The following is a 26,157-nucleotide window of genomic DNA, read 5'->3' as shown; positions in this document are numbered from 1 at the left end:
AAGTCATGACTCGACTTGCGGTACAGGCAGAAATCATCAAGTTGGCACGTATCTTGAGGGTCACTGAAGCAGAATTGGTATTTATGCAGTCTTTGGCGCCTGAAAATTTAAGGCAATTCCGTTTTGCGCTCTTAGAACGATTACAGAATCAGCAGAAAAAACGATTTCGCTATTTGGCTGCCTGGGTCAACTGGCTACCGCGCTGGATCAGTGTTGTTATGGTGAAACACGTCTTGGAACCCTTTATCGTGGCGCAAATTGCGGTGTATTTGCCCACGGAACGTTCTTATCGTATTGTGAAGCACTTGCCAGCTAAAACTGTTGCTGCAATCTCAGTGTATTTAGACCCACGCTTGGCGAGAGAGTTGTTGGGCTATCTCACTACGCATCAGATTACCGAGATTACTCAAGTCCTGCTGGAACAGCGTGATTTTGTCACCATGGGGCGCTTCGTCAGCATGTTGTCTGATGTGGTTTTGCAGGACGTGGCACAAGTGGTTGAGAGTGAGAGCGATCTGCTGGAGATTGCTTTTTTTATTGAGTCGCGTGAGCAAATTGACCATTTGGTGCATGTCTTACCCAAACAGCGGATTGAGAAAGCCTTATTAATCATTGGTGATCCAAGTCAACGTCTAGTCTGGCCCAAAGTTCTGGCGCTAATGAGTTATATCAGTTATGGACTGAAGCAGGAGCTTGGCGATCTAGCGGTTCTGCAAGGCGAACCTGTGGTCAATGCTATTATTCAGGCGACGCAAGAAGACCAGTTATGGGAAGATATGTTGCCTGTTGTGGCTTGCTTGTCGGCACAAGCACAGCGTTTTGTTGCTAATTTGCCAGCATTAAGGCGTGTGGAGATTATCCAGAGTATTGTCGAGGCGGCTGATCGTTGCGATTTGTGGACCGATATGTTGGTTATTGTGAACTATATGCAAGATGAAGCGAGAGAGGTCGTCGCGACCGCAATTGCCCAAATTGATGAGCAAGTCCTGCATCATATTGCTTATGCGTCATTATTACGCTCACAATGGGAAGTGACATTTGACATCATGCGACGGATGCCTGTTGCAAAGCAGCAACAGTGTCATCGTATTCTTGATGGTTATATGCAGCAATTAGACCCTGAAACTTATCGGTATTTAGACACTTTACTAGATCGCTATCAGATTCGGTCTGCCATTGTGTAATTCCATTTCTTGCTTATGCACTGGGTAGCGTTTCTCGAATAGGGAGCAATATCTCTATGGCGTGGTCATAGCCACGCTCAACCAGTTCATCAAGTTTATGCCAGTCAAACATACCAATGCCTTCAATCGGCATGCGCACATGTAAATTGGCCCGTTCAATGGCTGCTGTTTGAATCATGGTATCACTGGCAAGGGTTGCAGTACGCATCAGGATTTCTGCCAGTCGTGGTGCATGTAATAGTTTATCTTTAATCACTTTATTCCAGTTGAGCAGGGCACTTTGATCTGGTTTGTCCAGTCCAATGCCGGGGACTCGGATATCATCGTGTAAACTGACATTACTGGCAATAATTGTTCCTCTTTCTAAATTCTGCATGACATCGGTAGGTAGATTATTAATCACACCACCATCACAGAGGAGATTTTCATGCCAAGCCACTGGTGGTGCTACCCCAGGTACGCTCATACTGGTGCCGACCCAAGTTGCAAGTTCACCTTGATCATGAATAACGGCCTGTCCTGTGGTGAGATTGGTCGAAATACAGTAATAGGTCTGTCTAAGTTCTTCGATACGTCGGTGTCCAAAAATGGCATGGAGGCGGCTATGAAAACGTTGTCCCCGAATCAGGGAAACCCGTGGCATGGTGTAATCATTGAGATAGTTGCGTGCTACAAAAGTCTCATAAGCGATATGGGTCATTTCTACACTGTCAAAACCACAAGCGACCAATGCGGCCACAAAAGCCCCCATACTGGTACCACCGACAATATCAATCGGGATATGCAATTGCTCCAGCGCACGAATTAAACCAATATGGGCAAAGCCACGTGCACCGCCACCGCCAAGGACCAAACCCACCCCTTGACTGGAAATCTGACGCGCCACCGCACAGATATCATTCTGAGCCCAAGGATGGACAAAGTAATGGGCACGGGCATGATAGAGCTGTTTCCAGATGAGGGTATGGGGTGAAGGATCACCTTCGGAACGAAGCAAAACCAATTCAATTGGGCTTTGCCAGTCGTGTTGAGTAAGCACATGCGAGAGTGGGGTTTGGGTTGGTGTTTGATTGGCCTCCGCCAGAATCAGAATCCGATCTGCCTGATGCAAACAGCGCTTTGACCATTCATCCTCACTGTTGTCGGCGGCATAAAGTACATAGCAATGTTTTTCTTCTAAGCTGGCTAACCATTGTCTAAGCTGTAAATCTTCAGGGCTGTAATCCAGTGGGGTTTGGCTGAAACCTGCTCCAAACAGGGCATCAATATGCGCGGCAGTCACCAAGCGTACACGTGGCCAACGTTGTAGGTGCTCAGTGAGTTTTTCTGCCAAGTGAGTAGCTGGAATGTGGGCAGAGACAGGAATAACCGAAAGTGTCCGGCTGCTTCCCATTACATGACAATGTTGCTGTTCGGGCTGTGAACGATTGATGATCAGTCTGGATAAGGCGAACAGGACTTTGGGATGTTGATGGATAAAATTTAGAAATTGTTGCTGAGGAATACCGAGTAGAGCTGTGTCTCGAACAGCATTGACCGTAGCATGATGGGGCTGATTGGAAATTACGCCTGTTTCACCGATAAGCTCATGACGGCCATAATAGGTCAATAGTCCCGTCGTGGTGGTAAGTTTGACGCGCCCATAGGCAACAATATAGACATGATCCGCAATATCATGGGCACAATACAGTTGTTGTCCCGTTTGCAGATGACGAATATGACAATAGGGTAGCAATGGCTCAAGCATCGCATGATCTAGCTCAGCAAAGAGGCTCACTTTAGTTAAAATATTAATAATATCCATATTGTTCAAATTATCTTTATTGTCTTTTTATTGAACAAATTCTAGCGCTATTTTGCAAGTTTGCTTGCGTAAAACCTGACCTTATTTTTCAGTGTTTTTGTATTGATACTGGAGATATTAAATTGATGTTATTCAGTCAATAAAAAAGCCAGTTCATATATGCGACTGGCTTTTTGGAAATCTTTAATTGCTTATGCAATTTGTACAGGAATACAGTTTGCAGTATGGTTTACTGTATTGTCTGGATTTGCATAGACTAGACGTGGTTTGTGAAGATTGGCTTCAACTTCGGTAAAATCACCAAAAGTCGCAATAATCACTAAATCACCGACATCAGCTTGATGGGCTGCGCCACCATTGACTGAGATAATGCCTGAATCGTCTTCACCACGAATTGCATAAGTGGTAAAGCGTTTACCATTGGTGACGTTCCATACGTGGATTTCTTCGTATTCACGAATCCCTGCTAAGTCCATTAATACGCCATCAATTGCGCAAGAACCTTCATAATGAAGCTCTGCATGCGTCACAACTGCACGGTGAATTTTACATTTTAATAAACGAGATAGCATGGCTAGCGTCTCCTGAGTAAGACCTAAGATGATTCTCTTAAGGTTGACTTGTCACGTTTTCCGCGGGCTATGGGCGGTTTGATGCGCATTTTGCGCTTAAAAATGCAATATGGCAAGCGGGATTGATCAACAATTCAGTTCAAGCAGGCTTGTAAGCATTAATTTGATTCATGGCCTGTGACACTTGTCCATCAACCAGCATTTTCACTTGGGATAGGGCATGGTCAATGGCTGCATCCATTAAGCCTTGCTCACTGCTTGGCGCTTTACCAAGCACATGGCCAGAAACACGATCTTTTGAACCAGGGTGTCCAATTCCAATGCGTAAGCGATGAAAATTCGCACCGATATGTGGAACGATATCGCGAAGACCATTATGTCCGCCGTGTCCGCCACCTGTTTTCAAACGAATAATACCTGGATTCATATCCAGTTCATCATGCGCGATCAGAATTGCTTCAGGAGCAACTTGATAAAATTTGGCGAAGGGGACAACACTCTGACCAGAACGGTTCATAAAAGTGGTGGGGAGTAATAAACGAACGTCATGACCTTCGATCTGGCCACGACCACTGTATCCATGAAACTTAGGATCAGCTTTTAAAGAGATGCCATAACGATCTGCAAGCTGTTCAACGAACCAGAAACCTGCATTATGGCGGGTTTGGGCGTATTCCTTTCCAGGATTGCCCAAACCGACAATTAGCGAAATATTTGACACTAATTTACGCCTTTAACACTTATGCGCGTTTGAAGTCAGCGTGCATAGGCGTGTTTTTAGCTGGGTGACGTTGTAACGCTTGGATTTTAACGTTTTCAACTTTGTCACCGATTTTGATTTCGATAACTTCTTCGAAGAAAGCGTTGTTTTCTAAAGCTTTAACAATTTCACGAAGCTCTAAAGTAATTGCTACAGGCTCAGCGCTACCACCGTAGATGATTGCTGGAATTTGAGCAGCGTGACGAAGGCGGCGGCTCGAACCTTTCCCTTGTTGTGCAGCTTCACGTGATTGAGCATTTAATACGAAGTTTGCCATGGGCATATCCTCATTGAGTGTAAGTAACTAAACTTGCGACCAGTTTAGTGATAGAAAAACCCTAGCGAGCTAGGGTTTAAGAAAAAAGCTGGGCTATTATAGATAACTATCGAACATTGCGCTAATAGATTCTTCGTTATTGATACGACGAATTGTTTCAGCAACCATGCTTGCAACAGAAACTTGGCGAATTTTGCCTAGATTCAATGCTTCATCTGAAAGCGGAATGGTGTCTGTAACAACCAGTTCATCAATCACAGAGTTACGAAGGTTATCAATTGCTTTGCCAGATAGAACAGGGTGAGTCGCATACGCAACAACACGGCGAGCACCAAACTGTTTCAGTGCATCGGCAGCTTTGCAAAGCGTACCTGCTGTATCTACCATGTCATCAACAATGACACAGTCACGATCTTTTACATCACCAATCAAATGCATCACTTGTGATTCATTTGCTTTTTGGCGACGTTTATCGATGATAGCTAAGTCGATATCACCCATTTGTTTTGCAACAGCACGGGCACGAACAACACCACCAACGTCAGGTGAAACCACCACGAGGTTATGATGTTGTTGTTGACGTAAGTCAGCCAATAACGCTGGCGTACCATAAATGTTGTCAACAGGGATATCGAAGAAACCTTGAATTTGGTCTGCGTGTAGGTCAATCATTACCACACGGTCAATTCCAACGGTTGTCAGCATATCTGCAACAACTTTCGCTGTAATCGGTACACGCGCAGAACGCGGACGACGATCTTGACGTGCATAACCGAAATAAGGAATGACAGCAGTGATACGACCAGCACTTGCGCGACGCAAAGCATCAGCCATAACCAAGATTTCCATCAGGTTATCATTGGTAGGCGCACAGGTAGACTGAACGATAAAAACGTCTTTACCACGAACATTTTCAGTAATTTCTACTGAAATTTCACCATCAGAGAACTTGCTTACAGAAGCAGCACCTAAAGGAATGTGTAAATGGCTTACGACTTTTTGCGCGAAATGTGGATGAGCACTTCCACTAAAAACGACAAGATTGGGCATGAAGCACCCTTGGCGGTTGGCTTATAATGAATTTGGATGGCAGGGGCGGCTGGATTCGAACCAACGGATGCCGAGATCAAAACCCGGTGCCTTACCACTTGGCGACGCCCCTAATGCGGCAGAACTTTAATAGTTTTACAGGATAATGTCAATATATTTGATCAAATATCAATATAAAACAAGTCTGTCTTAGATATGGCAGGGGCGGCTGGATTCGAACCAACGGATGCCGAGATCAAAACCCGGTGCCTTACCACTTGGCGACGCCCCTATATATTACATATATCTACAGATGAATTGGCAGGGGCGGCTGGATTCGAACCAACGGATGCCGAGATCAAAACCCGGTGCCTTACCACTTGGCGACGCCCCTAACAGGTAACTTTAAAATGTCTTAGAGGTGATTCTGCTAAACTGTTGACCAAGTAAGCTTTACAAGGCGCGTTTTGCAAAATTTGCTCTGTATCCATTTCATCGGTTACTTCAGTAAAAACACAAGCACCTGTACCTGTAAGCTTTGCTAGACCAAACTGATCTAAATACTGCATTGCTTCTTCTACTTCAGGGTATAACTGTCGAGCCAGAGGTTCAAAGTTATTTCCAAAATTAGAAGGTTCTATCTGATAGGCGCAAAATGTAGTGATCTTAGAATCTCTTGTCAATGTTTTTTGCGAAAAAAGCTGTTGAGTGCTGATAAAACAGTCAGGTTTTAAGATTATGAATTTTTTTTGAGCTAAGTCTATGAATGATAAATGTTCACCGATGCCTTCGGCCCATGCATTTCGGCCTAAAACAAAGATGGGAACATCAGCACCCAACTGCACTCCATAATCGGCCAGTTGCTGTTCATTTAGATCGCATTGCCAGAGTTGGTTGAGTACGATCAAGGTGGTGGCGGCATTGGATGAACCACCACCGAGGCCTGCGCCCATCGGAATATTTTTTTCAATTTTAATCTTCAATCCACAGATTTTTTTTGCATGTGGCTTGAGCAGTTGTGCGGCACGATAGATCAAGTTCTGTTCGATCTGTACTTCTGCGAGCCCTTCAATTTGAATATGTTCTTCTGAACATGGCTCAAAAGTCATCCAGTCATATAAATCTATCAGTTGGAAAATAGTTTGTAACTCATGATAACCATTGTCACGACGGCCTGTGATATGTAGAAATAAATTCAATTTGGCTGGGGAAGGCACTCTAATCATAAAAGAATCTAAATTATCGGTTTTGAATGACCATTGTAATACGGTTTTCTTTGCCATCTGCAAGCGCTTGCTTCAACAAAAGTTTATTCGGGAGGTTTTGCGCATCGTTATAACTAAAATCAACAGTCCAACCATCTTCAATCAGTTGTTTCAGGCGATTGTTTTCATCTTTGCTAATCTGTGCATTTTGAGTGGCTGGCTTGGCTTGTACCCAGTAGGCAAGATGCATAATTGGGGCTTGCCAACCAGTGGCTTTTTCAAGTAATTCCTCTGGTGTTTCGGCGGTAATCAGGCCCGTTTTGGCGCTATTTAAAGTAACTTGACCAGGTTTGCCTTCAATTTGGGTTTTACCCACACCTAAAATGCCTGTCAGCTCAATATCAAATTGCTGTTGTTGCTGTACCCATGTAAAAAAAGCACTACCAGATTGTTGTGGGGTACGGACACCGATTTTGCCTTGTAAACTAAAGTTATTTTCATCTTGTACTTGTGGTGAGACTGGCACTTTATTGGGCTGGCTCAAATGTTGGCAACCTGTTAGCAATAAAATACTGCTGCTACATACGGTGATGCATAACTTTGAAAACAAATGCATGGTTTAACTCTTTTTTACGGTGATGGGTAAGATTAAGCTATCAAGTTGTTGTAATTGTGGGGCATTGGCATGTTTTTGTTTTAATTGCTGTAACACCTCGCTAAATTGCGTGAGTGCCCCTTGCATATATAAGGCTTTGGCATAACGAATTCCGATATTGACATTTTCACTTAGCGAATAGGCTTGTCCTAAGACTTTGGCTGCGGTATCAAAATCATTTTGCAGGAAGGCAATATAACCTAATGTATCGAGAATTGAGGCTTGCTCAGGGGCAAAATCCAGTGCCAACTCTGCGTATTTACGGGCTTCTTTGAGACGGCGGTTTTGCAGCGCCAGTGTATAGGCATAAGCATTCAGATAGGTCGGACTGTTTGGTTCAATAGCTAAAAGCTGCTTTAAGGTTTTGTCTAATTTATCCCGATCTGTATAAGGGTCGAGTAACAATACCTCGGCATAAATTAATTCAGGATCATCCGGCAAGCTTTTAATTGCTTCGTCTAATAGTGCTAAAGCTGCCTTTTTATTATCCATCTTCTTTAAAATATCAGCCTGTGCCTGATATAAGAAGCTGGCATGTTGCGGATAGTTGACCCGTTCCTGCGTTAAGAAGCGTAAAGCATCATTTAATTGTCCCTGTTTCTCAAAAATTGAAATCATATTGCGGCGGGACACGATATAGAGACTACCATCGACCAGACGATAATAGGCTTTGGCCGTTTCATAATGCTGTTTGCGTTGTGCATTAATCGCTAGATAGTAATAGGCTTCATTCTGATATTTTGCCGAGGAACGCAAATCAACTAAATATTGTTCAGCTTTTTCGTATTGCTTCAAATCAATGCTGGTCAAACCAGCAATAAACAGGGCTTCTTCGGCCTTGGGATGATCCTTGATGATATCTTCTAGTTTATCTAAGGCTTCTTGCTGCTGATTAATTTGAATGTAATAACGTGCTTCTGCCATTCGAACATCCACATTGCTCTTGTTTTTGCGACTTGCTTGGGCAAACCATTTTTTGGTTTCCTCATCATTACGCAGAGCCATCAGGAGATTGGCTTTCATTAAAATAAAACTGGTGGATTTTGAACGTTTGCGTAAGGCTTGATTAATATTATTCAGTGCCTGTTCATATAAACCATCTTGGGCTTCTAAACCCGCAATCAAGGCGAGAATGGAGGGGTTGTTTCGTTCTTCGCTGGCGCGCAGTGCATTTAGCAGAATTTCCCGATCTGGGGCTTGTTCAGGAGCAATCCCAACTAAAATTTCCTCGAGATCGGCAGTTGGGTCAATATTTAAAATTTTATCTAATGTCTTTGCTGCTAACTCATATTCATGAGTTTTAAGTGCAATATGTGATAAATAAAACAGCGCAGGCACATCTTTGGGTTCCTGTTCGACCCAATGTGTGGCAATGTTAAGTGCTGATTGTAAATCATTGTATTCTAATGCGATATCTAAAGCACGCTGTTTAATCGTGGTTGAATTGCTGCGAATCGCAAGTACAGTATAATTGTGTAATGCAGTTGCAATATCATCATAAGCAAGGGAGAATTCAGCGACCATGCTCTGTTGCAGGGCATGCTCAAAGCTCTTCTCTGCATACATGTCGTGTATTGCTTGTGCAGAGACATAAGAGCTCATGCTACCTAACAACAAGATTGTGGTAGAATACCGTCTAATCGTCTTGCCGCTAAAAAGGGTACGGCGATATAGCTGACGCAATTTTTATTGATCCAAAGTAATGCTTTTTATGACACCGATGTTGCACAATAACATAAATTTAGCGAAATGATGATCTGATATGTCTTTCTTTGCATTGGGCGTCAACCATCAAACAGCTTCTGTTGAACTTCGTGAACAAATTGCTTTCAATGCAGAGCGATTAGCTGCGCTATTGCTTGAACAAAACCAACATGCATCGCTAAATGATTTGGTAGTGGTGTCAACCTGCAACCGTACCGAAGTCTATGCCATGACAGAAGATGCTGAGAGCATCCTGAATTGGCTGGCCCACGTGAATAATATTGATGTAAAACAGTTAATTCATCATGTTTATCGTTACGAGAATGCCCAGGCGGTTACACATTTGATGCGTGTAGCCAGTGGTTTGGATTCGCTAATGCTGGGTGAGCCGCAAATTTTAGGTCAGGTTAAAAGCGCCTTGGCCTTATCCAAAGATGCAGAAACTGTTTCGCCTGAATTGAACAGTGTTTTTGAATATGCCTTTTATGCAGCAAAGCGTGTCCGTTCCGAAACTTCGGTGGGCAGTCATGCTGTTTCAATGGGCTATGCCGTTGCGCAATTGGCATCACAAGTGTTTAGCCATACCGAAAAACTGACGGTGATGGTGGTTGCGGCAGGCGAAATGAACAGTCTGGTTGCTAAACATTTGGCAGAAATGGGCGTAGCAAAAATTCTGATTTGTAACCGTAGTCGTGAACGTGCTGATCTATTGGCGCAAGAAATTGCCCATCAGGTCGAGATTGAAATCATTCCCTTTGCTGAACTTGCACACAATTTGCATCGAGCGGATGTGGTCTCTAGTTGTACAGGTAGTTTGCATCAAGTGATTGAGTATTCAGACGTTAAAGTTGCCCTGAAAAAACGCCGTTATCAGCAGATGCTAATGGTCGATTTAGCCGTTCCTCGTGATATCGATCCGAAAGTGGAATCATTGGATAACGTGTATTTGTATGGTGTTGATGACTTACAAAGCGTGATTGATGAGAATCTGGCACAACGTCGTCAGGCCGCGGTTGAAGCTGAAATCATGGTCAATCAATTGGCAACCCAATTGATGACCCAGCAAAAGGTTAAAGAGGCCAGTGGTACCATTCAGGCTTACCGTCAGCACAGTGAGGAAGTCAGCCAAAAAGAGTTGGCACATGCTTTAGAGTCACTGCAACATGGTCATGCTGCAGAGCAGGTGATGCAAGAGTTTGCGCATCGTCTGACGCAAAAACTGATGCATCCCACTTCGATTTTACTCAGAGAAGCCGCTAAAGCTGAAAATCCAGATTATTTCGAATGGCTACAGCAACATTTGCAAGATGTGTTTGAACATGAGCGTAAGCCACGCCAGTAATGATCATCAAGACAATAAACGTAAACTAATCTGTTTGGTCAACTCGTTCAGTTGTTGACGTAAATTACGCGATTCAATTAAAGAAATTGGCGATTTGAGCTTTAAGCGTAAATACTTTTCTTGCAGTCCCAACGCATATTCTTTCGCCAGTTTGTCTGCAATTTCAGGTGCTTGAGTTAGTGATTGAATATTGGTTCGTTGCATGATATCTGCCAGTTCATGGCTATAACTGCTACATGCGCCGAGTACATAATAGGTCGCCAGTTCCTGATCATCAGGCAAGTCATCAAACACAATATTGAGTGCCGCCAGAATCTTGGCTAACAGTTCATTTGGGTCGATCACCGCACGCAGTTCTTCAAAATGGATATAGAGGAAGGGATGGTGCATTAAAATTGCCACTGCAAAATCTTCATCTTTGGTCTGAATGTTAAAAGACAATGAGGCATCATGGCTGATTTGTGGAGTAAAACGTTTGCCCAGACCAAGTTTTTCTCGGAAAGACTGGCTCAGCAAATAACGAAATGAGCCGTGTTTGGGCAACAGTTCGGTTAATTCGCGTAGTTCACCCATGACCAAGCTTTTACCTTCGGGGGTGCTAACATCATGTTGTCCAGTCAGGTGTGCAAATACAAAGTCTGACAGGAGGGGGGCTTGTTGTAATAATTTCTGGAAGTTTTCTAAACCTTCTCGACGAATGAGAGAGTCAGGGTCATGTTCATTGGGAAGCACAAAGAATTTTAATTCACGACCATCATTGAGCAGAGGTAGTGCTATTTCTAGCGTACGACGTGCTGCTTTTTGGCCTGCTGCATCACCATCAAAAGCAATGGTAATACGAGAATTTTGTTTAAACAGGGTGGTTAAATGCTCGGCATTACTGGCGGTTCCCAGCGTTGCCACCGCGCCATTAATCCCATATTGCTGTAAGGCAATTACATCCATATAGCCTTCAACCATTAACCAGTCATTGGCTTTAAGTTTACGGCCTTCGTATAGTCCATACAGGAGTTGGTTTTTATGGAATACTTCCGAGTCTGGTGAGTTGATATATTTGGGTTTGATCTCATCGTTGAGGGCACGCCCACCAAAGCCGACCACACGACCTTTATGATCACGAATCGGGAAAATCACCCGTTCACGCAATAAATCGAAATCTCGACCACTGTCACTGGAACGGATCAGGCCAAGTTGTTTTAAACCTTCAATATCCTGTGGAAAAGCTTTTTCTAAATGTTGCCAGTCTTCAGGGGCATAACCCAAACGCCAAAATTGAATGGTCTGGGGGGATAAGCCACGCTGTTTGAAATAGTTTTGCGCTTTTTGGCTATTGGGTAGTTGACGCTCATAAAACTGAGCCACATTTTCCAGCAGATCGTAGAGATTGCCTTCCTGTACTTGTTCATCAACGATACTGAAAGAAGGATCGAACTGGGCAAAAGGATCATCCATATAACGATCCATATCGACAAAATGCCCGTCGATGAATTCATCGGTTACAGCTGTTGGTGGCGCAGGATTCTCTATGACAGGTTTGGCTATTGCTTGAGGGGCTGCCACTTGTTGAGGACTGCGTTTATAGGACAGCTTTTTATTGTCTTGATTATCTTTAGGTAACTCGATGCCAGTTTTATTCGACAGCTCTTTCATCACATCGACAAAGTTACGGCCATCAATATCCATCAAGAAACGAATGGCATTGCCGTTGGCCTGACAACCGAAGCAGTGAAAGTACTGCTTATCGCGATAAACATGAAAAGAGGGCGATTTTTCCTGATGGAATGGGCAACAGCCTGAGTAGGTACGTCCCGTCTTTTTTAACTTCACACGTTGACCGATCAAATCGACAATGTCGGTTCGATCTAAAATTTGATCAATCGTATGTTGTGGAATTGCCATATGTATTTAACCATTTAAGACGGGGAGTAGCACATTGTTGCATCGCAAAAATGTCAGGAATCATTGTTGCATAAAATAAAAAACAGGCAAGAAAGACTTGCCTGTTTGATGTATCAGATGATTGCAAATTAGTTTGCAGCATCATTCTCCGATGAGTTATTTGCTTCAGGTTTATCTAACAGGCCAAAACTTAAACGGTTTTTCCAGCTTGGTTTGTTGGCATTGGCTGGAGCAGAGGTTTCTGGTACAGCAACGGGTGCAACTTGCTCTGTTTCTGGTTTGTCCAGTAAACCAAAGCTTAAGCGGTTGGTTAAACTGCGCTGTTCAGCAGTGCTTGCTGTTTCCGCTTTGGTTTGTACCGTTTTTGATTCGCGACCCAGCAAACCTAAAGTTGCACGATTGACCCAGCTACCTTCTTTACGTGCTGCACGTAAATTCACTTCACCATTGGATTTGACCAAGTTTGGATAATTAAGTTTTAAAATCTCAATATATTGTTGAGAGGTCGCTTGATCGCCCAATTTTTGGTAGCTATAAGCCAGGGTTGCTAAAGCTTCTGGCGTTTGTGGGGTTTGCGGATAATGTTCAATCACCCATTGCGCACGTTCAGCCGCAGCCAACCAAGCTTTACGCTCAATGTTGAAACGTGCGGCATTCATTTCACTTTCAGCAAGTTCCTGACCAATAAATTTCATGCGCTGTGCTGCATCGACTGAATATTGACTGCTTGGGAAACGGCGAATTAGGTCTACAAAGTTTTGGTAAGCCAGTTTGACATAGCTCACATCACGATGAGATTGTTGCAATGAGGTATAACGAATCAAGCTGTCATAGTTCAGTTCCATATTGGCTACGCCACGAACATAGTAGGCATAATCAACATTTGGGTGCTGCGGATTTAAACGAATGAAGCGATCAGCCAGTGCAATCGTACCTTCATAATCTTTTTGCTTGAATTTCGCGTAGAGAAGCTCAAGTTGAGCTTGTTGTGTATATTGTCCAGTAGGATAATACGTATCTAAAGCTTCAAGTGATTTAACCGCATCGGTATATTGATTACGTTCAAGCGATTTTAAGGCTTTGTCATAATAAACTTGTTCACTTGATTGTGGTCCTTTATCAACCACTTCTTTCTTACTTGGATTGCTGCTACAGCCCACAAATGCAGACGCTACACCTAAAGATAGTGCAAGCACCGTAATTTTATAACGTGGTAGCGACATAAAAACTCCTCTGTTATTCTGGGCAATGAGCTACAATGGTGCTATTAAACCATTTTTGTACCGATCATCAAATGACTTCAGCACAATCTTCCAATTCAAACTTCTCTGAAACAGATTTCTTACTCGAAGATTCTGTCGATGCAGATAATCATAATTCCGATTCAACTGCAACACGTTTATCGTTGCAAATTCAACTTGATGAAAACTATTTAGGCCAACGTATTGATCAGGTTGCCGCATTGGTTTGGAGCGAGTTTTCTCGTGAAAAACTCAAGCAATGGATGAAAGATGGCCATCTGTTGGTAAATGGTAACATCGTTAAGCCCAAGTACCGCTGTGAAGGAAATGAATTATTAACACTCGATGTTGAACTTGAAGCACAAACCTCAAGCCAGCCTGAAAATATTCCATTGAATATTGTTTATGAAGATGACGATATTATTGTCATCAATAAAGAAGTAGGCATGGTGGTTCATCCTGGTGCGGGGAATCCAACAGGAACTTTAGTGAATGCCTTGCTTTATCATGCACCTAAACTGGCCGAGCTGTCTCGTGCTGGCTTGGTTCACCGTATCGATAAAGACACCAGTGGTTTACTGGTGGTTGCAAAAAATCTTGAAGCACAATTCTCACTCAGCAAGCAATTGGCTAAGAAAACGGTTTACCGTGTTTATGATTTGATTGCCTATGGCAACATCATTGCAGGTGGCACCATTGATGAACCGATCAAACGTCATCCTGTGGATCGTATCAAAATGGCGATTTTACCGGGCGGACGTGATGCAGTAACACATTACAATGTAAAAGAACGCTTCCGTGACTTTACCCGTGTTCAGGCACAGTTGGAAACAGGCCGTACTCATCAGATCCGTGTGCATTTTAGTTATCTAGGTCATGGTTTGGTGGGTGATCCTGTATATGTCAACCGTGTCCGTTTCCCTGCTGGCGCTTCAGAAAAATTAACGGATATGTTGCGTAGCTTTAAGCGTCAGGCGCTGCATGCCGCGAAGTTGGGGCTGGTTCATCCACGTACAGGTGAAGAAATGATGTTTGAAGCGCCGTGGCCAGAAGACTTCACCCAATTGGTTGAAGTATTGCGCAGTGAAAATGAAGCCTATTAAGTAAAGCACTACTTCCCTCTAAATCTCCTTCCTTAAAGGAGGCAGACTTTCGTGAAGTCAATGTCTTAGAGTGCCTTAAATTCCCTCTCCTTTGAGGAGAGGGTTAGGGAGAGGTTGACGGTAGAAAATATAGCTCAGGAGATAGTTATGGAATTTGTACAAGGTCTGCCGAAAGGGGTCTATGTAGCACAAACGCGGATTGAACATCCTCAGAGCATTACAACATCGAATCAGAATCTATCAGGATTTAATTTGGCTTTGCATGTCAATGATGATGCGCAACGTGTTCAGCAACATCGCATGTTATTGCTGAATGAGTTATCTACATTCGGTGTAGATAAAATCACATGGATGACGCAAACACATAGCACCATTTGCCATACCGTCAATGAACAGATTCCATTTATTGCCCTTGAAGGCGATGGTCTGGTCACCCAAAAAACAGGCCATGCCTTAATGATGATGACGGCTGATTGCTTGCCTGTGGTGTTGGGCAATGCTGATGGGACGGAAGTTGCCAACCTACATGCTGGTTGGCGTGGCTTGGCCAATGGGATTATTGAAAATACTGTGGCTGAAATGCAATCTCAGCCCACTTGGGCATGGTTAGGTGCAGCCATTAGCCAACCCTGCTTTGAAGTCGGTGCCGAAGTGAAAGCAGCTTTCTGTGACAAATATCCTGAATTAGCTTCGGCATTTATTACAGGTCAAGTGGAAGGTAAATACCAAGCCGATTTATATGCAATCGCTCGTTTTATTCTCAATCGTCTAGGCGTCGAGACTATTTTAGGTGGTGATCAATGTTCGTATCAACAGAACCAAGATTATTTCTCTTATCGCCGTGATGTCAAAACGGGGCGGATGGCAAGTTTAGTGTTTATGCAATAAAAGCACGCTTGGCATGCTTGATTCGCCTTGTGGCATTTAAAAATGTTAAACTTGATCCAATTCATTGGTTTTCAAATTCTCCATGTCTGTGATTGAGCAAGTAAGTTCCCAAGTTAAAGTTTGTGTGGTTTATCATAGTCCTTATGGGCATACGGCCAAAGTTGCGCAATACATTGCTCAGGGTGTAGAGCAGGCGGGTGCCGAAGTGCATCTACTGTCTGTGGCTGCGCCACAATGGGATTTGCTCGATCAGGCCGATGTGATTGTAATGGGTTGTCCGACCTATATGGGAAGTTTAACCTCAGCTTTAAAACAGTTTATGGAAGACTCGTCTAAACGCTGGTTGGCGCGGAGCTGGCAAGGTAAGTTGGCAGCGGGTTTCACCAATGGCGGTGGTCTCAGCGGTGATAAGCTGGCAGTATTACAACAGATTAATTTATTTGCGATGCAGCACGGCATGTTATGGGCAGGCTTACCGTTTATGCCGACAGGACGAAGTCCTTCGGATATTAACCGTATGTCGAGCTTTTTAGGATTGATGACCCAGTCTGACAATGCCAGTGTAGAAGTCACTCCACCTGAAGGGGATCTGGAAACTGCGCGCAAGTTTGGGAAATATTTGGCTGAATTACGATTAAAACACGTTGTGGCTTGATTTTTAGTAAGACAATCATAACTGAACTATTGCCTGTTTTTTGCTCGTAATAGTTCCCCGCCATGTCTAAAGGTCTCTTCATATTGGAGCATTCAAAAGAGCCGACTTACTGGTTATGGGAAGTACACAATTGAAGGGAAGAATGAAGTAGTTGATGCTAATCCGCGTTGTAGAGGGTAGAGCTTGGTTGGAAAATATTCGTTGATGGTCAGTATTAAAAATTAAAAAAATGTAGTTAATATAATTAAATAAAGTATAGCCACATATAATTTTTACTCCGAGGGAGTATAAGTAAATGAAGAATGAAATCGCTATTTATTTGAATAAGGTTGCACAAGGAATTATACCATTAAATGATTCATTGGAATGGTTTAATAACTTAGATGATGAACAAATAATTCTGATGCTAGAGACTTTAATTTATTATGTACAGCAATCAGGAATGTCTGCGAGTTCAATAAAAAACTTTCTTGAGCCTGCAAGATTATTTTCGGGGTTAAAAATTGGACACACGCCTGTTCAAATATTGAAAAGTATAGAGCAAACTGGTCTTATGAGTACATCAGCTTTAAAAGTTGGGTTACATAAGTTTTTAAAGTTACCTAAAACTGAACAAAATCAATCTTTTTTACTTCTTGTAGGTATTCTTAATTATAATTTTCATATGAAAAAAAATTCTGATTCAACAAAATGGTGGTATGAAGATTTATCGCAAGATCAAAATTTTCCTGAAATATAGATAAATGACTACTCAAAATTAAACATCATTTTATGATTACTGTGGAAATACGAAGAGCTTAGACAAGATAAGAATAATCCTACAAGAACACTAGCAGCCCGAGCAGAATTTATGGAAATGATTTTGGAGAAATGGTAATGCTATTTAGTTTTATTAATGAATCTGCTAAGGAAGTTAAAATTTATTTTGAGCCATCAACAGATACATTTTTCTTGAAGAAAGATGACGTAATCAAAATAAATTTTTCTAATAAGGATTTAGATCATTTTTTTGAATTTGTTTATGTTGATGATGGTGTAATTTTATATCTTCCGCCTAAATCTGAAGTTGAGGTTTTTATAAATGACTTGAAAGTTGAAACATTGTATGAGAAATTTAATTGGTAGATAGATAGCTTAGATAATACTTTTTATCATTGCTGTTAAATGGATTAGTAATGGGTCTATTACATCCATATATTATACAGAAAATTATTTTATTTTTAAAAATAATGGTTTATAAAAAAAACCTCCAATTGGAGGTTTTTTATTACTTATGCAGCAGACGAGATTTATCACGTTGCCAGTCACGGTCTTTTTCAGTGGCACGCTTGTCATGTAATTGCTTACCTTTCACTAAGGCAATTTCGAGTTTGACCAAATGGCCTTTCCAATAACATGCCAAAGGCACGCATGAATAACCTTTTTGATTGACTGCACCCAAAAGCTTTTCCAACTCACGACGAGAGAGTAGCAATTTACGCGTACGCGTTGCTTCTGGAACCACATGGGTTGAGGCAGATAACAAGGGCTGAATTTGTGAGCCAAATAAAAAAGCTTCACCATTTTTAAAAATGACATAGCTTTCAGTTAAGCTCATACGCCCAGCGCGCAGAGATTTTACTTCCCAACCTTGTAGGGACATGCCTGCTTCAAATTTTTCTTCGATAAAGTAATCGTGGCGCGCTCTTTTATTTTGAGCAATCGTGCCACCATTATGTTTCTTCACTACTGTTGCTTGCGCCATAATTTAAACTTCCACAATTGGCTCTATTGTGCCGTAAAACGCAACCTTTTTCCAATGTTTAGGAATTTCGCATTTAGAGCCAGCATTTGTTAAAATACAAGCCTTATCTCATTAACTAGAGTACACCGCATGTCTAAAACACGTGTGATTTATCCGGGGACTTTCGATCCAATAACCAATGGACATGTCGATTTGGTTGCAAGAGCATCAAAAATGTTTGATGAAGTTGTGGTTGCAATTGCGATTGGTCATCATAAAAATCCAGTGTTTAGTTTAGAAGAGCGTGTTGAATTAGCAAAAGCATCATTGAGTCATTTGAACAATGTTGAATTTGTTGGCTTTGATGGCCTATTGGTCAATTTCTTCCGTGAACAGCATGCAACAGCGGTACTCCGTGGTTTAAGAGCAATCTCAGATTTTGAATATGAATTTCAACTGGCCAATATGAACCGTCAGCTTGATCCACATTTTGAATCGGTATTTTTAACTCCATCTGAGCAATATTCATTTATCTCATCTACTCTGGTGAGAGAAATTGCTCGTTTAAAAGGTGATGTGACCAAATTTGTGCCTCCCGTTGTGGTTGAGGCCTTTGAACGTAAACATCAACAAGGTTGGTAGCGTGTCCTTATATATTACAGATGAATGCATTAACTGTGATGTCTGTGAACCTGTATGTCCCAATGAAGCCATCTATATGGGTGAGCTGATTTATGAGATTGATCCTGCACTCTGTACAGAATGCATTGGTCATCATGATCAACCACAGTGTCAGTTGTTTTGCCCCGTTGATTGTATTCCGCTCGATCCTCAACATGTCGAATCGCATGATGATCTGATGGCGAAATACAAAAAATTAACTGCGCAAAAAAATACGAGCAATTAACGGCGAACTTTGATAAGATGCGCCACGAAGTGGGCCGGACGGTCGCTGCTGTGGAGGTCTCCGTGACTGAAACAGGGGAGGAAAGTCCGGGCTTCATAGGGCATGGTGCCAGGTAACGCCTGGGCGGCGAAAGTCGACGGCAAGTGCAGCAGAGAGTAGACCGCCAATCCCTCCGTTCCTCCCTTGAATAAAGGGAGGCTAGGTAGGATAGGTAAGGGTGAAAGGGTGCGGTAAGAGCGCACCGCGTGTCTGGTAACAGTTCACGGCAAGGTAAACCCCACCAGAAGCAAGACCAAATAGGAATCCTGAGGCACGGCCCGTGCTGGATTCGGGTAGGTCGCTTGAGCGTACGAGTGATTGTACGCCTAGAGGAATGATCGTCCTCGACAGAACCCGGCTTATAGGCCCACTTCTCAAATTTTTTAAAATTGTGCTTGACGTGTGTATTGAAAGTTAAGATAATGCGCCCACAGTTTTCGGCTATGTAGCTCAGTTGGTTAGAGCACCGCACTCATAATGCGGGGGTCACAAGTTCAAGTCTCGTCATAGCCACCATTTTATAGACCACGCTCCTGCGTGGTCTCTTTTTATCTGCAGTTTTTATAATCTTCAAAACAATCTTTTTGATGCGAAGTTTTCTGGTTATTTTTATTCAAATCAAAGCCCGATCATGACTAAATCCCGTGGTTGAGGTAAAGATGTGTTGAAATTTGATCAATTAAGGATTAAAAGCCTAAAAACTGTTCATATGTTCTATATTTTCAAGGCGATAGACTTGACCCGTTATGCGGAACACTAGATAATGCGCACACAGTTTACGGCTATGTAGCTCAGTTGGTTAGAGCACCGCACTCATAATGCGGGGGTCACAAGTTCAAGTCTCGTCATAGCCACCATTTTAAAAACCACGCTCCTGCGTGGTTTCTTTTTATCTGGATTCTGCTCGAAAAAAATAATGCATCAGACATGCAAAAGCCTGTAAACGAGTTATTCATTTACAGGCTTTATTTTTATAGATGCTTTTCGATGGCGGCTAGGGTTTGTGGGCTTTCATAGAACGGTTTGAGGATCAAAGTAATGATCGGTTCTAATACGCCGTGCTCATCCAATGCTTTCACAACTTTTGGATAGAATCGTACGGCTTCATTGAGCAGGTCGGCTTCTTCTAAGCCAATTGCCGCGAACACATCGGCCAGGCTTTCATCTTTATAGAAGTCATAAAACACTTTAACACCGTATAAGATTAAATCCTGTATGAAAGTGGACTGGCGTAATTCTTTCCAGTACTCATAAATCATAACAAAGAATTCTTCTACATCCAGTGGCGTCACTTGTTTGGTGTATTCGGATAGGGGCTGAGCTTTATTATCATCCCAGATATTGCGAACCAGACTCTCAAGATCATCATCAGAAAGTAGGCTGAGATCGACTAATTGTTCTTGAATGAAGCGACCAATGCTCTCTTCTATTTTTTGTTCAATCCGTTGCTGCTGGCGATGTGAGAAGCTTTTGAGCTTATGTTGCCATTCATATTTACTTTCAGAAATACGTACCTCATTTGATTGAGCAAACAGTTTTGGTAATTTGTTTTGTAGTGTTGTGGTCGCAATGTATTGGCACAGTTGCTGAATAGAAGGGCTTTCTTTTAAAAATTGATTTAAATAATGGCGGATGTTTTCCAGCTCTAAAAACTTGGACAGCCACATTTCAAACTGGTGGTCGGAAAATACATCTTGTAATTGTGCCGAGGATTGTAATGAAAAGACATGCAGTCTTTGAGCAATTTCCCCAATAAATTCTAATAGGCCTGCACCAAGTTGCATTTCAAAGGCATAGCGTTTAACCACAGCCTGAATTTGCGCGAGTTCAACCACTTCTTTGAGTTGAATATTGGGTGCATGTTGAAGAAACAGTTGAATAAATTGCTGAAAGAAATCAGCGGAGAGTTGAGTGCTAAGTTGGTTTTTGTAAAATGAAACTTGCTCAAGCATCATTGCTTGAGCAAGTAATTGTGACTTTTCAGAAACAATTTTTTCAGTCATTCGCGGTCCATCCGTTGACGATAGGATAGCGTCGTTCGCGACTGAAGGCACGCGAACTAATACGTGGCCCAATCGCGCCCTGACGACGCTTGTATTCATTACGATCAACCAGGCGAATCACTTTCTCGACCACTTCGGCTTCGTAGCCTTTGGCGATAATGTCTGCTTGGCTGAGATCTTCCTCAATATAAGCATATAAGATGGCATCAAGTACATCATACGCAGGTAGGGAATCTTGGTCTTTTTGATCTGGACGAAGTTCTGCCGATGGCGGACGTGTAATCACACGCTCTGGAATTACAGGGGTTGCTTCTAGCGTATTACGGTATTTTGCCAGTTCAAATACAATGGTTTTATACACATCTTTAAGTACAGAGAAACCACCGACCATGTCACCATACAAGGTGCAATAACCTACTGAGATTTCAGACTTGTTGCCAGTAGAAAGCACGAGGTTACCAAACTTATTCGATAAACCCATCAATAAAGTACCGCGAGTACGCGCTTGTAAGTTTTCTTCTGTCGCGTCAGCAGGTGCGTTGCCAAAGAATGGGAACAAGGTTTGCATGAAGCTGTTCACGATCGGGTGAATTTCTGCAATACCAAAAGTCACGCCCATGCGACGGGCTTGTTCAGTCGCATCTTCGACACTCATTTGTGAGGTGTAGGTATATGGCATCATCACGGCTTGGACTTTCTCAGCACCAATTGCATCAACTGCAATGGCTAGGGTCAAAGCAGAGTCGATCCCACCAGATAAGCCTAGAATCACACCTGGGAAACCTGAGCGCTGTACATAATCACGTGTTGCCATGACCAATGCTTGATAAATCTCGGCAAAGGTTTCTAAGGCTGGAATCGCATCAGTTGTTTTGTATTGCTTTTGCTCAGTATCGTATTCAGCATAAGCCAAAGCTTCTTGGAAGCTTGGAATTTGTAATGCCAATTGACCATCATGATTGCTGACAAAACTTGAACCATCAAAAATCAAATCATCTTGTCCACCGACTTGGTTGACATAGATCAGATTGAGATTTAACTGTTTTGCCAGTTCATTTAAGGTCTGGATACGATGTTGCGGTTTACCTACTTCATAAGGTGAAGCATTTAAGACCAGTACCGTTTCAACATTCAGTTGACTGAGTTGTTTAACGGTATTCAATGACCAGACATCTTCACAAATCAACACACCGAACTTGTGACCTAAATATTCAAACACAAGATGTTGATGGCCTTCTTGGAAGTAACGCTTTTCATCAAACACGCCATAGTTTGGTAAGTTGTGTTTGTTATAAACCCCTAAAACCTGCCCATCTTTCATGACAGCAGCGGAGTTATAGCGATGACCGTCCTCAGTTTGATGTACAAAACCAAACACCATGAGGATATCTTTAACTTCGCTGAGTTGAACAAACGCTTTTTGAGTGCGTTTTTGTAGATTTGGGCGAAGTAATAAGTCTTCGGCTGGATAACCTATCGTAGAAAGCTCTGGGAAGATGATCAAATCAGCCTGTTGTTGTTTCGCTAAATTTGCTTGCTCAACCATCTTTTGAGTATTTGCATCAATATTGCCAATGTGCGGAGAGAATTGAGCAAGGGCAACTTTAAAATTTTTCATTCAAACCTAGTCCTGAGTTTTAACAAGTTCTGATATACAAGTTTCTGATTTATATGGGTATAGTTATTAAAAACAAGTGTATATCATGGCGCCAAACATTTTATATCTTAAAGAAAAATGACAAGTTTACTAATATATACTAAATGCGCATTTTTCTGCGTAAAAATAACAAGTTTTTCTGTATAAAACAGCAACATTCCTCAATATTTGCATGATTATGGTGCGTAATTGTGAAGAAATTGAAGAGTATCATAGCAAGTTTTTTTCATGCCATTTTTACATCTGGATATGACATATCAATTACAACAGTTATGGGTATTTCAAAAACTTGAGAAAAAATAATCACTTTCTATATTTTTTATTGTATCGGAATAGGTGAAACACTTGTACTTTTTTAAAAATATAGCATATTCATGGTCTTGGGTTTATTTTGAGTGTTTTTTATACCGTTTGTCGGGAATATCTTTGCGACACTTGAGTGTACATTTGTGCACTGCTATTATCCTAATTAATGTGAACAGGCGTACACTTTGATGTAGATCCAGTGTACTCAAACACGAAAATAAAGAGGTAACAATAATGTCAGTTTTATTATTTCCTGTGATTGCTTTTGGATTGGCTGTTGTCGTTGGCCGTGTAGGCACCGTAATGTTCCAAGAAAAAGATCAACAAGTTTAATTGATCATTCAATTTTGATGTATGGATTGATGAGGTAAAGAAGATGTCAGTTTTATTATTTCCTGTGGTTGCGTTTGGTTTAGCAGTGGTTGTGGGTCGTATTGGTACAGTCATGTTCCGTGAGCAAGACCAGCAAGCTTAAGCTGATTTGTTAAATAGTCATTTAAATAAAGAGGTAGCAAATTATGACTTCAACGATTTTATTGCCTGTAATCGCCTTGGGTTTAGCCATTGGTGTTGGGCGTATAGGAACCATTGTTAAGGATGCGATGCGTGTAGAATTTACGACTGATATGGATGATAGTCATGAACACCCAATTGAAACTGGTAAAGGCACTGCTGCATAAGTTCAAGTGTGAATTACTTACTTAAAAAGCCCTGTAAATATAAATTACGGGGCTTTTTAGTTTTTGAGGATAATATTGGGAATTCTGTTCAAAAAAATATCGCGTGCAATATCCCCTTGCTGCTCAATGTTATAGCTAGAAAAAGCTTTACCTTGGATCAAGCGATATTGATAAGGGTTATATTGTTTAAAGCTGAGGTAATAGCCTGCCTGAAGGATTGCACCTTTAACAATCACATGGGTGTGTTGTTGAAACTGTAAAATATGCGCCAGTTCGTGAATAAAAATTCCCTGCAAGGAGAGGGAGCAAGTCGAGTAGTCCGGACTGAAATATTTTTGATGAACGAATAGGTTGCCATTCGGTGCCATAAAAATATTGACAGGTTGCCAAGGTAAATAGGGGATGTTAAAGATTTTAATTTTTGTGTAATCAATTAAATCACCAAAGACGGGACGCGCCATTTCGATTTCACCAGACGTCAAACCACGATATTGGAATTGATTCATTTTGAGATAAAAGATTAAGCTGGAAATAAAGCGAGCTTTTAATCTTTGTATAAACGCTGGAAATGCTTTGATCATTTGAGCTTTAAGTATTAAAAACTGAGATATACCGTTTATTTTAGAACAAAAATACGCCGTAGGAAGGATGAATTTTGGTATGCGAAGCATTCAATCAATGTTTTTTTCATTCTGCTTGATGAGTAGTGCGTCTTATGCGGATTTAGATATCAAGCATTATAAAAATTGTACGGGTTCTCCCTTAGAGGAGTTAAATGGTCATTCCAAGCTTGTCCTTCCAGTCATTGATTCTTATCAAAATCATCAATATCACTATTCAGCAGTCTTGGATCGATTTGAAACCGAAATGACACAGTGTTTTGTGGTCGATAATAACCGGAAAGTGATTTTAGATACGATACCGAGTCTGATTTCAAATAGTTGTAGTGGGCAATGGGATAAAAAGAGTAAAACGCCGCTATGGATGGCCGATATTGGTGGTGGCAAAGACGGAGTTGAGTATTTTCCTTATTTACCCTCGGAACAATTAAAACAGGTCCATAAAAGTGAAGTATCAGGGATCAGGCAAATTATTAAAAGCATTGACTGCCAATTATCGACTTATCAAAAACAGGATGCAGTTGAGCTAAATGATGCTGCATTTTTTCTCTATCAAATGGGCTATTATGATGATTCCTTGAGGTTGTTAAAGCATGTGATAACGTTGGATCCGAATCGGACCGTGGCTTATTTAAATCGAGCGGATGTCTATTTCGCTTTAAAAAATCTAGGTCAAGCCAGAAAAAATTACATGATCTATGCGGATCAAATGAAAAAGTCAGGCTTATCAAATAAAGTGCCGTTAAGAATAAAGCAATTTTTATGATCTGATTGTCAGAATATCTATACACAGATCAATCATTGGTTGAGAAAAAATGAAGAAAATTGTCTTGTTGTGCTTATTTTTATCTGTGTGCGTACAAAGCTATGCAAGTAATAAATATTACTGTTTTACGGATGGTAAAAATTCAATTTTATTGGTTTCACCAGAATATCAAAAGATACAGTCGATTAAGTATTATCCCTATCTCAAAGATATAAAGCTTTCTGTGCCAGTCCATATTGAAGAGGTTGAGGTGGAGAAGTTTGCTCAGCCTGAGGTTTATAAAACCATGAATGAGCTGATTGATGGCAAAGTAACGGGGCAATATACCTTTGTGTCACAAGGCTATATTCTTTATGGCGCAAGCTATCGTAATTTTAAAACAAAAAAAGAGACTCACTTTCAGCAAGTGTCTTTAAACTTGAAGGGGATAAGCTGTTTGTAGTTTGAATTGGGGTTAATGCTGTAGTCTAAGCTACAGCATTAGAAAAAGAACAGTGCTGTTGAATTAAAACTGAGGTTTGACTACAACTAAAATCACCACCGCAAACAAGATCAGGGTTGGCATTTCATTGAAGAAACGCCAGAACTTATGTGATTTATAGTGCGCATTGCCAATCAGTTTTTTACGGTAATAACCACAGACAAAATGGTAAATCACTAACAGACCTACCAAGCCGACTTTGAGATAGAACCATAATGCCTCATGGTAATGTCGGGTTGCATCACCCCAGTCAACCAGAAAGTGGGCGGTAATGAGTGTGGCAATCATAGATGGCCACATAATCCCGCGATACAACTTGCGTTCCATCACTTCAAAGCGTTGATGACTGACGGTATCTTCGCTCATGGCGTGGTAAACAAAAAGACGTGGTAGATAGAACAAAGCAGCGAACCAACACACCACAGCAATAATATGTAATGCTTTTACCCACAAAAAAGCATCAGAAGGTGCATCCATTGATCATCCTCAGTGGGGGCGAGGGTGTGTTGATATTTCAACTATGCTTGCGTTATAGACTAAAATGACTTAAACAAGGCATGGAACGTAGGTAATGGTGACTCCATTGCCAAGTTTCATAACGAAGTTTAGGGAAGTTTTAGTCATAACCCTTCGGGACAGGGATATTTTTTGCTGCTA

General features: G+C 41.7%; 27 protein-coding genes, 5 tRNA genes and 1 other RNA gene. 15 read left to right on the top strand and 18 right to left on the bottom strand.

The features are described 5' to 3' along the window. Positions 1 to 5: 5 nt before the first annotated feature. The gene (locus tag F895_RS15100; protein ID WP_005239286.1) at positions 6 to 1,184 is read left to right on the top strand and encodes a hypothetical protein; all 1,179 of its coding nucleotides are present in this window, start codon (positions 6 to 8) and stop codon (positions 1,182 to 1,184) included. 13 nt (positions 1,185 to 1,197) lie between these two features. Here F895_RS15100 and F895_RS15105 read toward each other — a convergent pair whose 3' ends face one another. From F895_RS15105 to F895_RS15155, 11 genes are all read right to left on the bottom strand, one after another. Beyond that, positions 1,198 to 2,988, bottom strand: coding sequence for a patatin-like phospholipase family protein (locus F895_RS15105; protein ID WP_005239285.1), 1,791 nt, complete (start codon positions 2,986 to 2,988; stop codon positions 1,198 to 1,200). Between the two features lie 191 nt (positions 2,989 to 3,179). Continuing rightward, positions 3,180 to 3,560 carry an aspartate 1-decarboxylase gene (gene panD, locus F895_RS15110; RefSeq protein ID WP_004655255.1) on the bottom strand — a complete coding sequence of 127 codons (381 nt, stop codon included), beginning with the start codon at positions 3,558 to 3,560 and terminating at the stop codon, positions 3,180 to 3,182. 139 nt (positions 3,561 to 3,699) lie between these two features. Beyond that, positions 3,700 to 4,281, bottom strand: a complete 582-nt coding sequence (pth, locus tag F895_RS15115) for an aminoacyl-tRNA hydrolase (protein ID WP_005239284.1) — start codon at positions 4,279 to 4,281, stop codon at positions 3,700 to 3,702. A 19-nt stretch (positions 4,282 to 4,300) separates the two neighbouring features. Continuing rightward, positions 4,301 to 4,597: a 50S ribosomal protein L25 gene (gene rplY / locus F895_RS15120; RefSeq protein WP_005239283.1), complete on the bottom strand. Its 297-nt coding sequence runs from the start codon at positions 4,595 to 4,597 to the stop codon at positions 4,301 to 4,303. A 96-nt stretch (positions 4,598 to 4,693) separates the two neighbouring features. Beyond that, positions 4,694 to 5,647 (bottom strand): ribose-phosphate pyrophosphokinase, encoded by a 954-nt coding sequence (locus F895_RS15125; RefSeq protein ID WP_005239282.1) that lies wholly within the window; start codon positions 5,645 to 5,647, stop codon positions 4,694 to 4,696. A gap of 37 nt (positions 5,648 to 5,684) precedes the next feature. Continuing rightward, positions 5,685 to 5,759 (bottom strand) — tRNA-Gln (locus F895_RS15130). Between the two features lie 84 nt (positions 5,760 to 5,843). Continuing rightward, positions 5,844 to 5,918, bottom strand: a tRNA-Gln gene (locus F895_RS15135). A 27-nt stretch (positions 5,919 to 5,945) separates the two neighbouring features. Next, positions 5,946 to 6,020, bottom strand: a tRNA-Gln gene (locus F895_RS15140). After that, positions 6,019 to 6,852: a 4-(cytidine 5'-diphospho)-2-C-methyl-D-erythritol kinase gene (gene ispE, locus F895_RS15145; RefSeq protein ID WP_010590143.1), complete on the bottom strand. Its 834-nt coding sequence runs from the start codon at positions 6,850 to 6,852 to the stop codon at positions 6,019 to 6,021. The genes F895_RS15140 and ispE overlap by 2 nt, the downstream gene beginning before the upstream one ends. Positions 6,853 to 6,865: 13 nt before the next feature. Next, positions 6,866 to 7,447: a lipoprotein insertase outer membrane protein LolB gene (gene lolB, locus F895_RS15150; RefSeq protein ID WP_005239280.1), complete on the bottom strand. Its 582-nt coding sequence runs from the start codon at positions 7,445 to 7,447 to the stop codon at positions 6,866 to 6,868. 3 nt (positions 7,448 to 7,450) lie between these two features. Continuing rightward, positions 7,451 to 9,169, bottom strand: a complete 1,719-nt coding sequence (locus F895_RS15155; RefSeq protein ID WP_005239279.1) for a tetratricopeptide repeat protein — start codon at positions 9,167 to 9,169, stop codon at positions 7,451 to 7,453. 79 nt (positions 9,170 to 9,248) lie between these two features. On the opposite strand from F895_RS15155, the gene hemA reads away from it, so the two are divergent. Then, the gene (hemA, locus tag F895_RS15160; protein ID WP_005239278.1) at positions 9,249 to 10,532 is read left to right on the top strand and encodes a glutamyl-tRNA reductase; all 1,284 of its coding nucleotides are present in this window, start codon (positions 9,249 to 9,251) and stop codon (positions 10,530 to 10,532) included. A gap of 6 nt (positions 10,533 to 10,538) precedes the next feature. On the opposite strand, the gene F895_RS15165 is transcribed toward hemA, so the two are convergent. Beyond that, complete coding sequence (locus F895_RS15165; protein ID WP_005239277.1) at positions 10,539 to 12,431, bottom strand: DNA primase; 1,893 nt, start codon at positions 12,429 to 12,431, stop codon at positions 10,539 to 10,541. Between the two features lie 128 nt (positions 12,432 to 12,559). Further along, positions 12,560 to 13,654, bottom strand: coding sequence for an outer membrane protein assembly factor BamD (locus F895_RS15170; protein ID WP_005239276.1), 1,095 nt, complete (start codon positions 13,652 to 13,654; stop codon positions 12,560 to 12,562). Positions 13,655 to 13,725: 71 nt separating this feature from the next. Here F895_RS15170 and rluD point away from each other — a divergent pair, with 71 nt between their 5' ends. From rluD to F895_RS15195, 5 genes are all read left to right on the top strand, one after another. Further along, positions 13,726 to 14,775: a 23S rRNA pseudouridine(1911/1915/1917) synthase RluD gene (rluD, locus tag F895_RS15175; protein WP_010590145.1), complete on the top strand. Its 1,050-nt coding sequence runs from the start codon at positions 13,726 to 13,728 to the stop codon at positions 14,773 to 14,775. A gap of 147 nt (positions 14,776 to 14,922) precedes the next feature. After that, positions 14,923 to 15,663: a peptidoglycan editing factor PgeF gene (gene pgeF, locus F895_RS15180; protein WP_005239272.1), complete on the top strand. Its 741-nt coding sequence runs from the start codon at positions 14,923 to 14,925 to the stop codon at positions 15,661 to 15,663. An 82-nt stretch (positions 15,664 to 15,745) separates the two neighbouring features. Further along, a complete protein-coding gene (locus F895_RS15185) occupies positions 15,746 to 16,318 on the top strand; it encodes a flavodoxin family protein (RefSeq protein WP_005239270.1) in 573 nt (190 codons plus the stop codon). A gap of 295 nt (positions 16,319 to 16,613) precedes the next feature. Continuing rightward, positions 16,614 to 17,057 (top strand): DUF5958 family protein, encoded by a 444-nt coding sequence (locus F895_RS15190; protein WP_005239267.1) that lies wholly within the window; start codon positions 16,614 to 16,616, stop codon positions 17,055 to 17,057. Between the two features lie 137 nt (positions 17,058 to 17,194). Further along, positions 17,195 to 17,443 carry a hypothetical protein gene (locus tag F895_RS15195; RefSeq protein WP_005239265.1) on the top strand — a complete coding sequence of 83 codons (249 nt, stop codon included), beginning with the start codon at positions 17,195 to 17,197 and terminating at the stop codon, positions 17,441 to 17,443. Positions 17,444 to 17,585: 142 nt separating this feature from the next. Here F895_RS15195 and smpB read toward each other — a convergent pair whose 3' ends face one another. Next, positions 17,586 to 18,062 carry an SsrA-binding protein SmpB gene (gene smpB, locus F895_RS15200; protein ID WP_005239263.1) on the bottom strand — a complete coding sequence of 159 codons (477 nt, stop codon included), beginning with the start codon at positions 18,060 to 18,062 and terminating at the stop codon, positions 17,586 to 17,588. A gap of 129 nt (positions 18,063 to 18,191) precedes the next feature. Between smpB and coaD the strand changes: the two genes are divergently transcribed. From coaD to F895_RS15220, 5 genes are all read left to right on the top strand, one after another. Continuing rightward, positions 18,192 to 18,683 (top strand): pantetheine-phosphate adenylyltransferase, encoded by a 492-nt coding sequence (gene coaD / locus F895_RS15205; protein WP_005239260.1) that lies wholly within the window; start codon positions 18,192 to 18,194, stop codon positions 18,681 to 18,683. 1 nt (position 18,684) lies between these two features. Continuing rightward, a complete protein-coding gene (locus F895_RS15210; RefSeq protein WP_004655229.1) occupies positions 18,685 to 18,948 on the top strand; it encodes a YfhL family 4Fe-4S dicluster ferredoxin in 264 nt (87 codons plus the stop codon). Positions 18,949 to 18,974: 26 nt separating this feature from the next. Then, an RNA gene (rnpB, locus tag F895_RS19215) (RNase P RNA component class A) lies at positions 18,975 to 19,365 on the top strand. Between the two features lie 61 nt (positions 19,366 to 19,426). Further along, positions 19,427 to 19,503 (top strand) — tRNA-Met (locus F895_RS15215). 264 nt (positions 19,504 to 19,767) lie between these two features. Continuing rightward, positions 19,768 to 19,844, top strand: a tRNA-Met gene (locus tag F895_RS15220). A 114-nt stretch (positions 19,845 to 19,958) separates the two neighbouring features. Here the strand turns inward: F895_RS15220 and F895_RS15225 are convergent. Both F895_RS15225 and F895_RS15230 read right to left on the bottom strand, forming a co-directional pair. Further along, entirely contained in the window at positions 19,959 to 20,990 is a 1,032-nt protein-coding gene (locus F895_RS15225; RefSeq protein ID WP_005239258.1) for a hypothetical protein, read from the bottom strand. Further along, complete coding sequence (locus F895_RS15230; protein ID WP_005239256.1) at positions 20,983 to 22,608, bottom strand: NAD+ synthase; 1,626 nt, start codon at positions 22,606 to 22,608, stop codon at positions 20,983 to 20,985. Before F895_RS15230 ends, F895_RS15225 begins: the two co-directional genes overlap by 8 nt. Positions 22,609 to 23,471: 863 nt before the next feature. On the opposite strand from F895_RS15230, the gene F895_RS20025 reads away from it, so the two are divergent. Beyond that, positions 23,472 to 23,633, top strand: a complete 162-nt coding sequence (locus F895_RS20025) for a hypothetical protein (RefSeq protein ID WP_005239251.1) — start codon at positions 23,472 to 23,474, stop codon at positions 23,631 to 23,633. 56 nt (positions 23,634 to 23,689) lie between these two features. On the opposite strand, the gene F895_RS15235 is transcribed toward F895_RS20025, so the two are convergent. After that, the gene (locus tag F895_RS15235; RefSeq protein WP_005239250.1) at positions 23,690 to 24,214 is read right to left on the bottom strand and encodes a hypothetical protein; all 525 of its coding nucleotides are present in this window, start codon (positions 24,212 to 24,214) and stop codon (positions 23,690 to 23,692) included. Between the two features lie 79 nt (positions 24,215 to 24,293). Between F895_RS15235 and F895_RS15240 the strand changes: the two genes are divergently transcribed. Continuing rightward, the gene (locus tag F895_RS15240) at positions 24,294 to 25,019 is read left to right on the top strand and encodes a tetratricopeptide repeat protein (RefSeq protein WP_005239248.1); all 726 of its coding nucleotides are present in this window, start codon (positions 24,294 to 24,296) and stop codon (positions 25,017 to 25,019) included. A gap of 49 nt (positions 25,020 to 25,068) precedes the next feature. Continuing rightward, positions 25,069 to 25,461 carry a hypothetical protein gene (locus F895_RS15245; protein WP_005239245.1) on the top strand — a complete coding sequence of 131 codons (393 nt, stop codon included), beginning with the start codon at positions 25,069 to 25,071 and terminating at the stop codon, positions 25,459 to 25,461. A gap of 63 nt (positions 25,462 to 25,524) precedes the next feature. Here the strand turns inward: F895_RS15245 and hemJ are convergent, their stop codons facing one another. Continuing rightward, positions 25,525 to 25,977 carry a protoporphyrinogen oxidase HemJ gene (gene hemJ, locus F895_RS15250; protein WP_005239243.1) on the bottom strand — a complete coding sequence of 151 codons (453 nt, stop codon included), beginning with the start codon at positions 25,975 to 25,977 and terminating at the stop codon, positions 25,525 to 25,527. Between the last annotated feature and the right edge of the window lie 180 nt (positions 25,978 to 26,157).

This window comes from Acinetobacter sp. CIP 64.2, assembly GCF_000369645.1.
GTDB lineage: Bacteria > Pseudomonadota > Gammaproteobacteria > Pseudomonadales > Moraxellaceae > Acinetobacter.
This window is presented reverse-complemented; position numbering and strand designations above follow the sequence as displayed.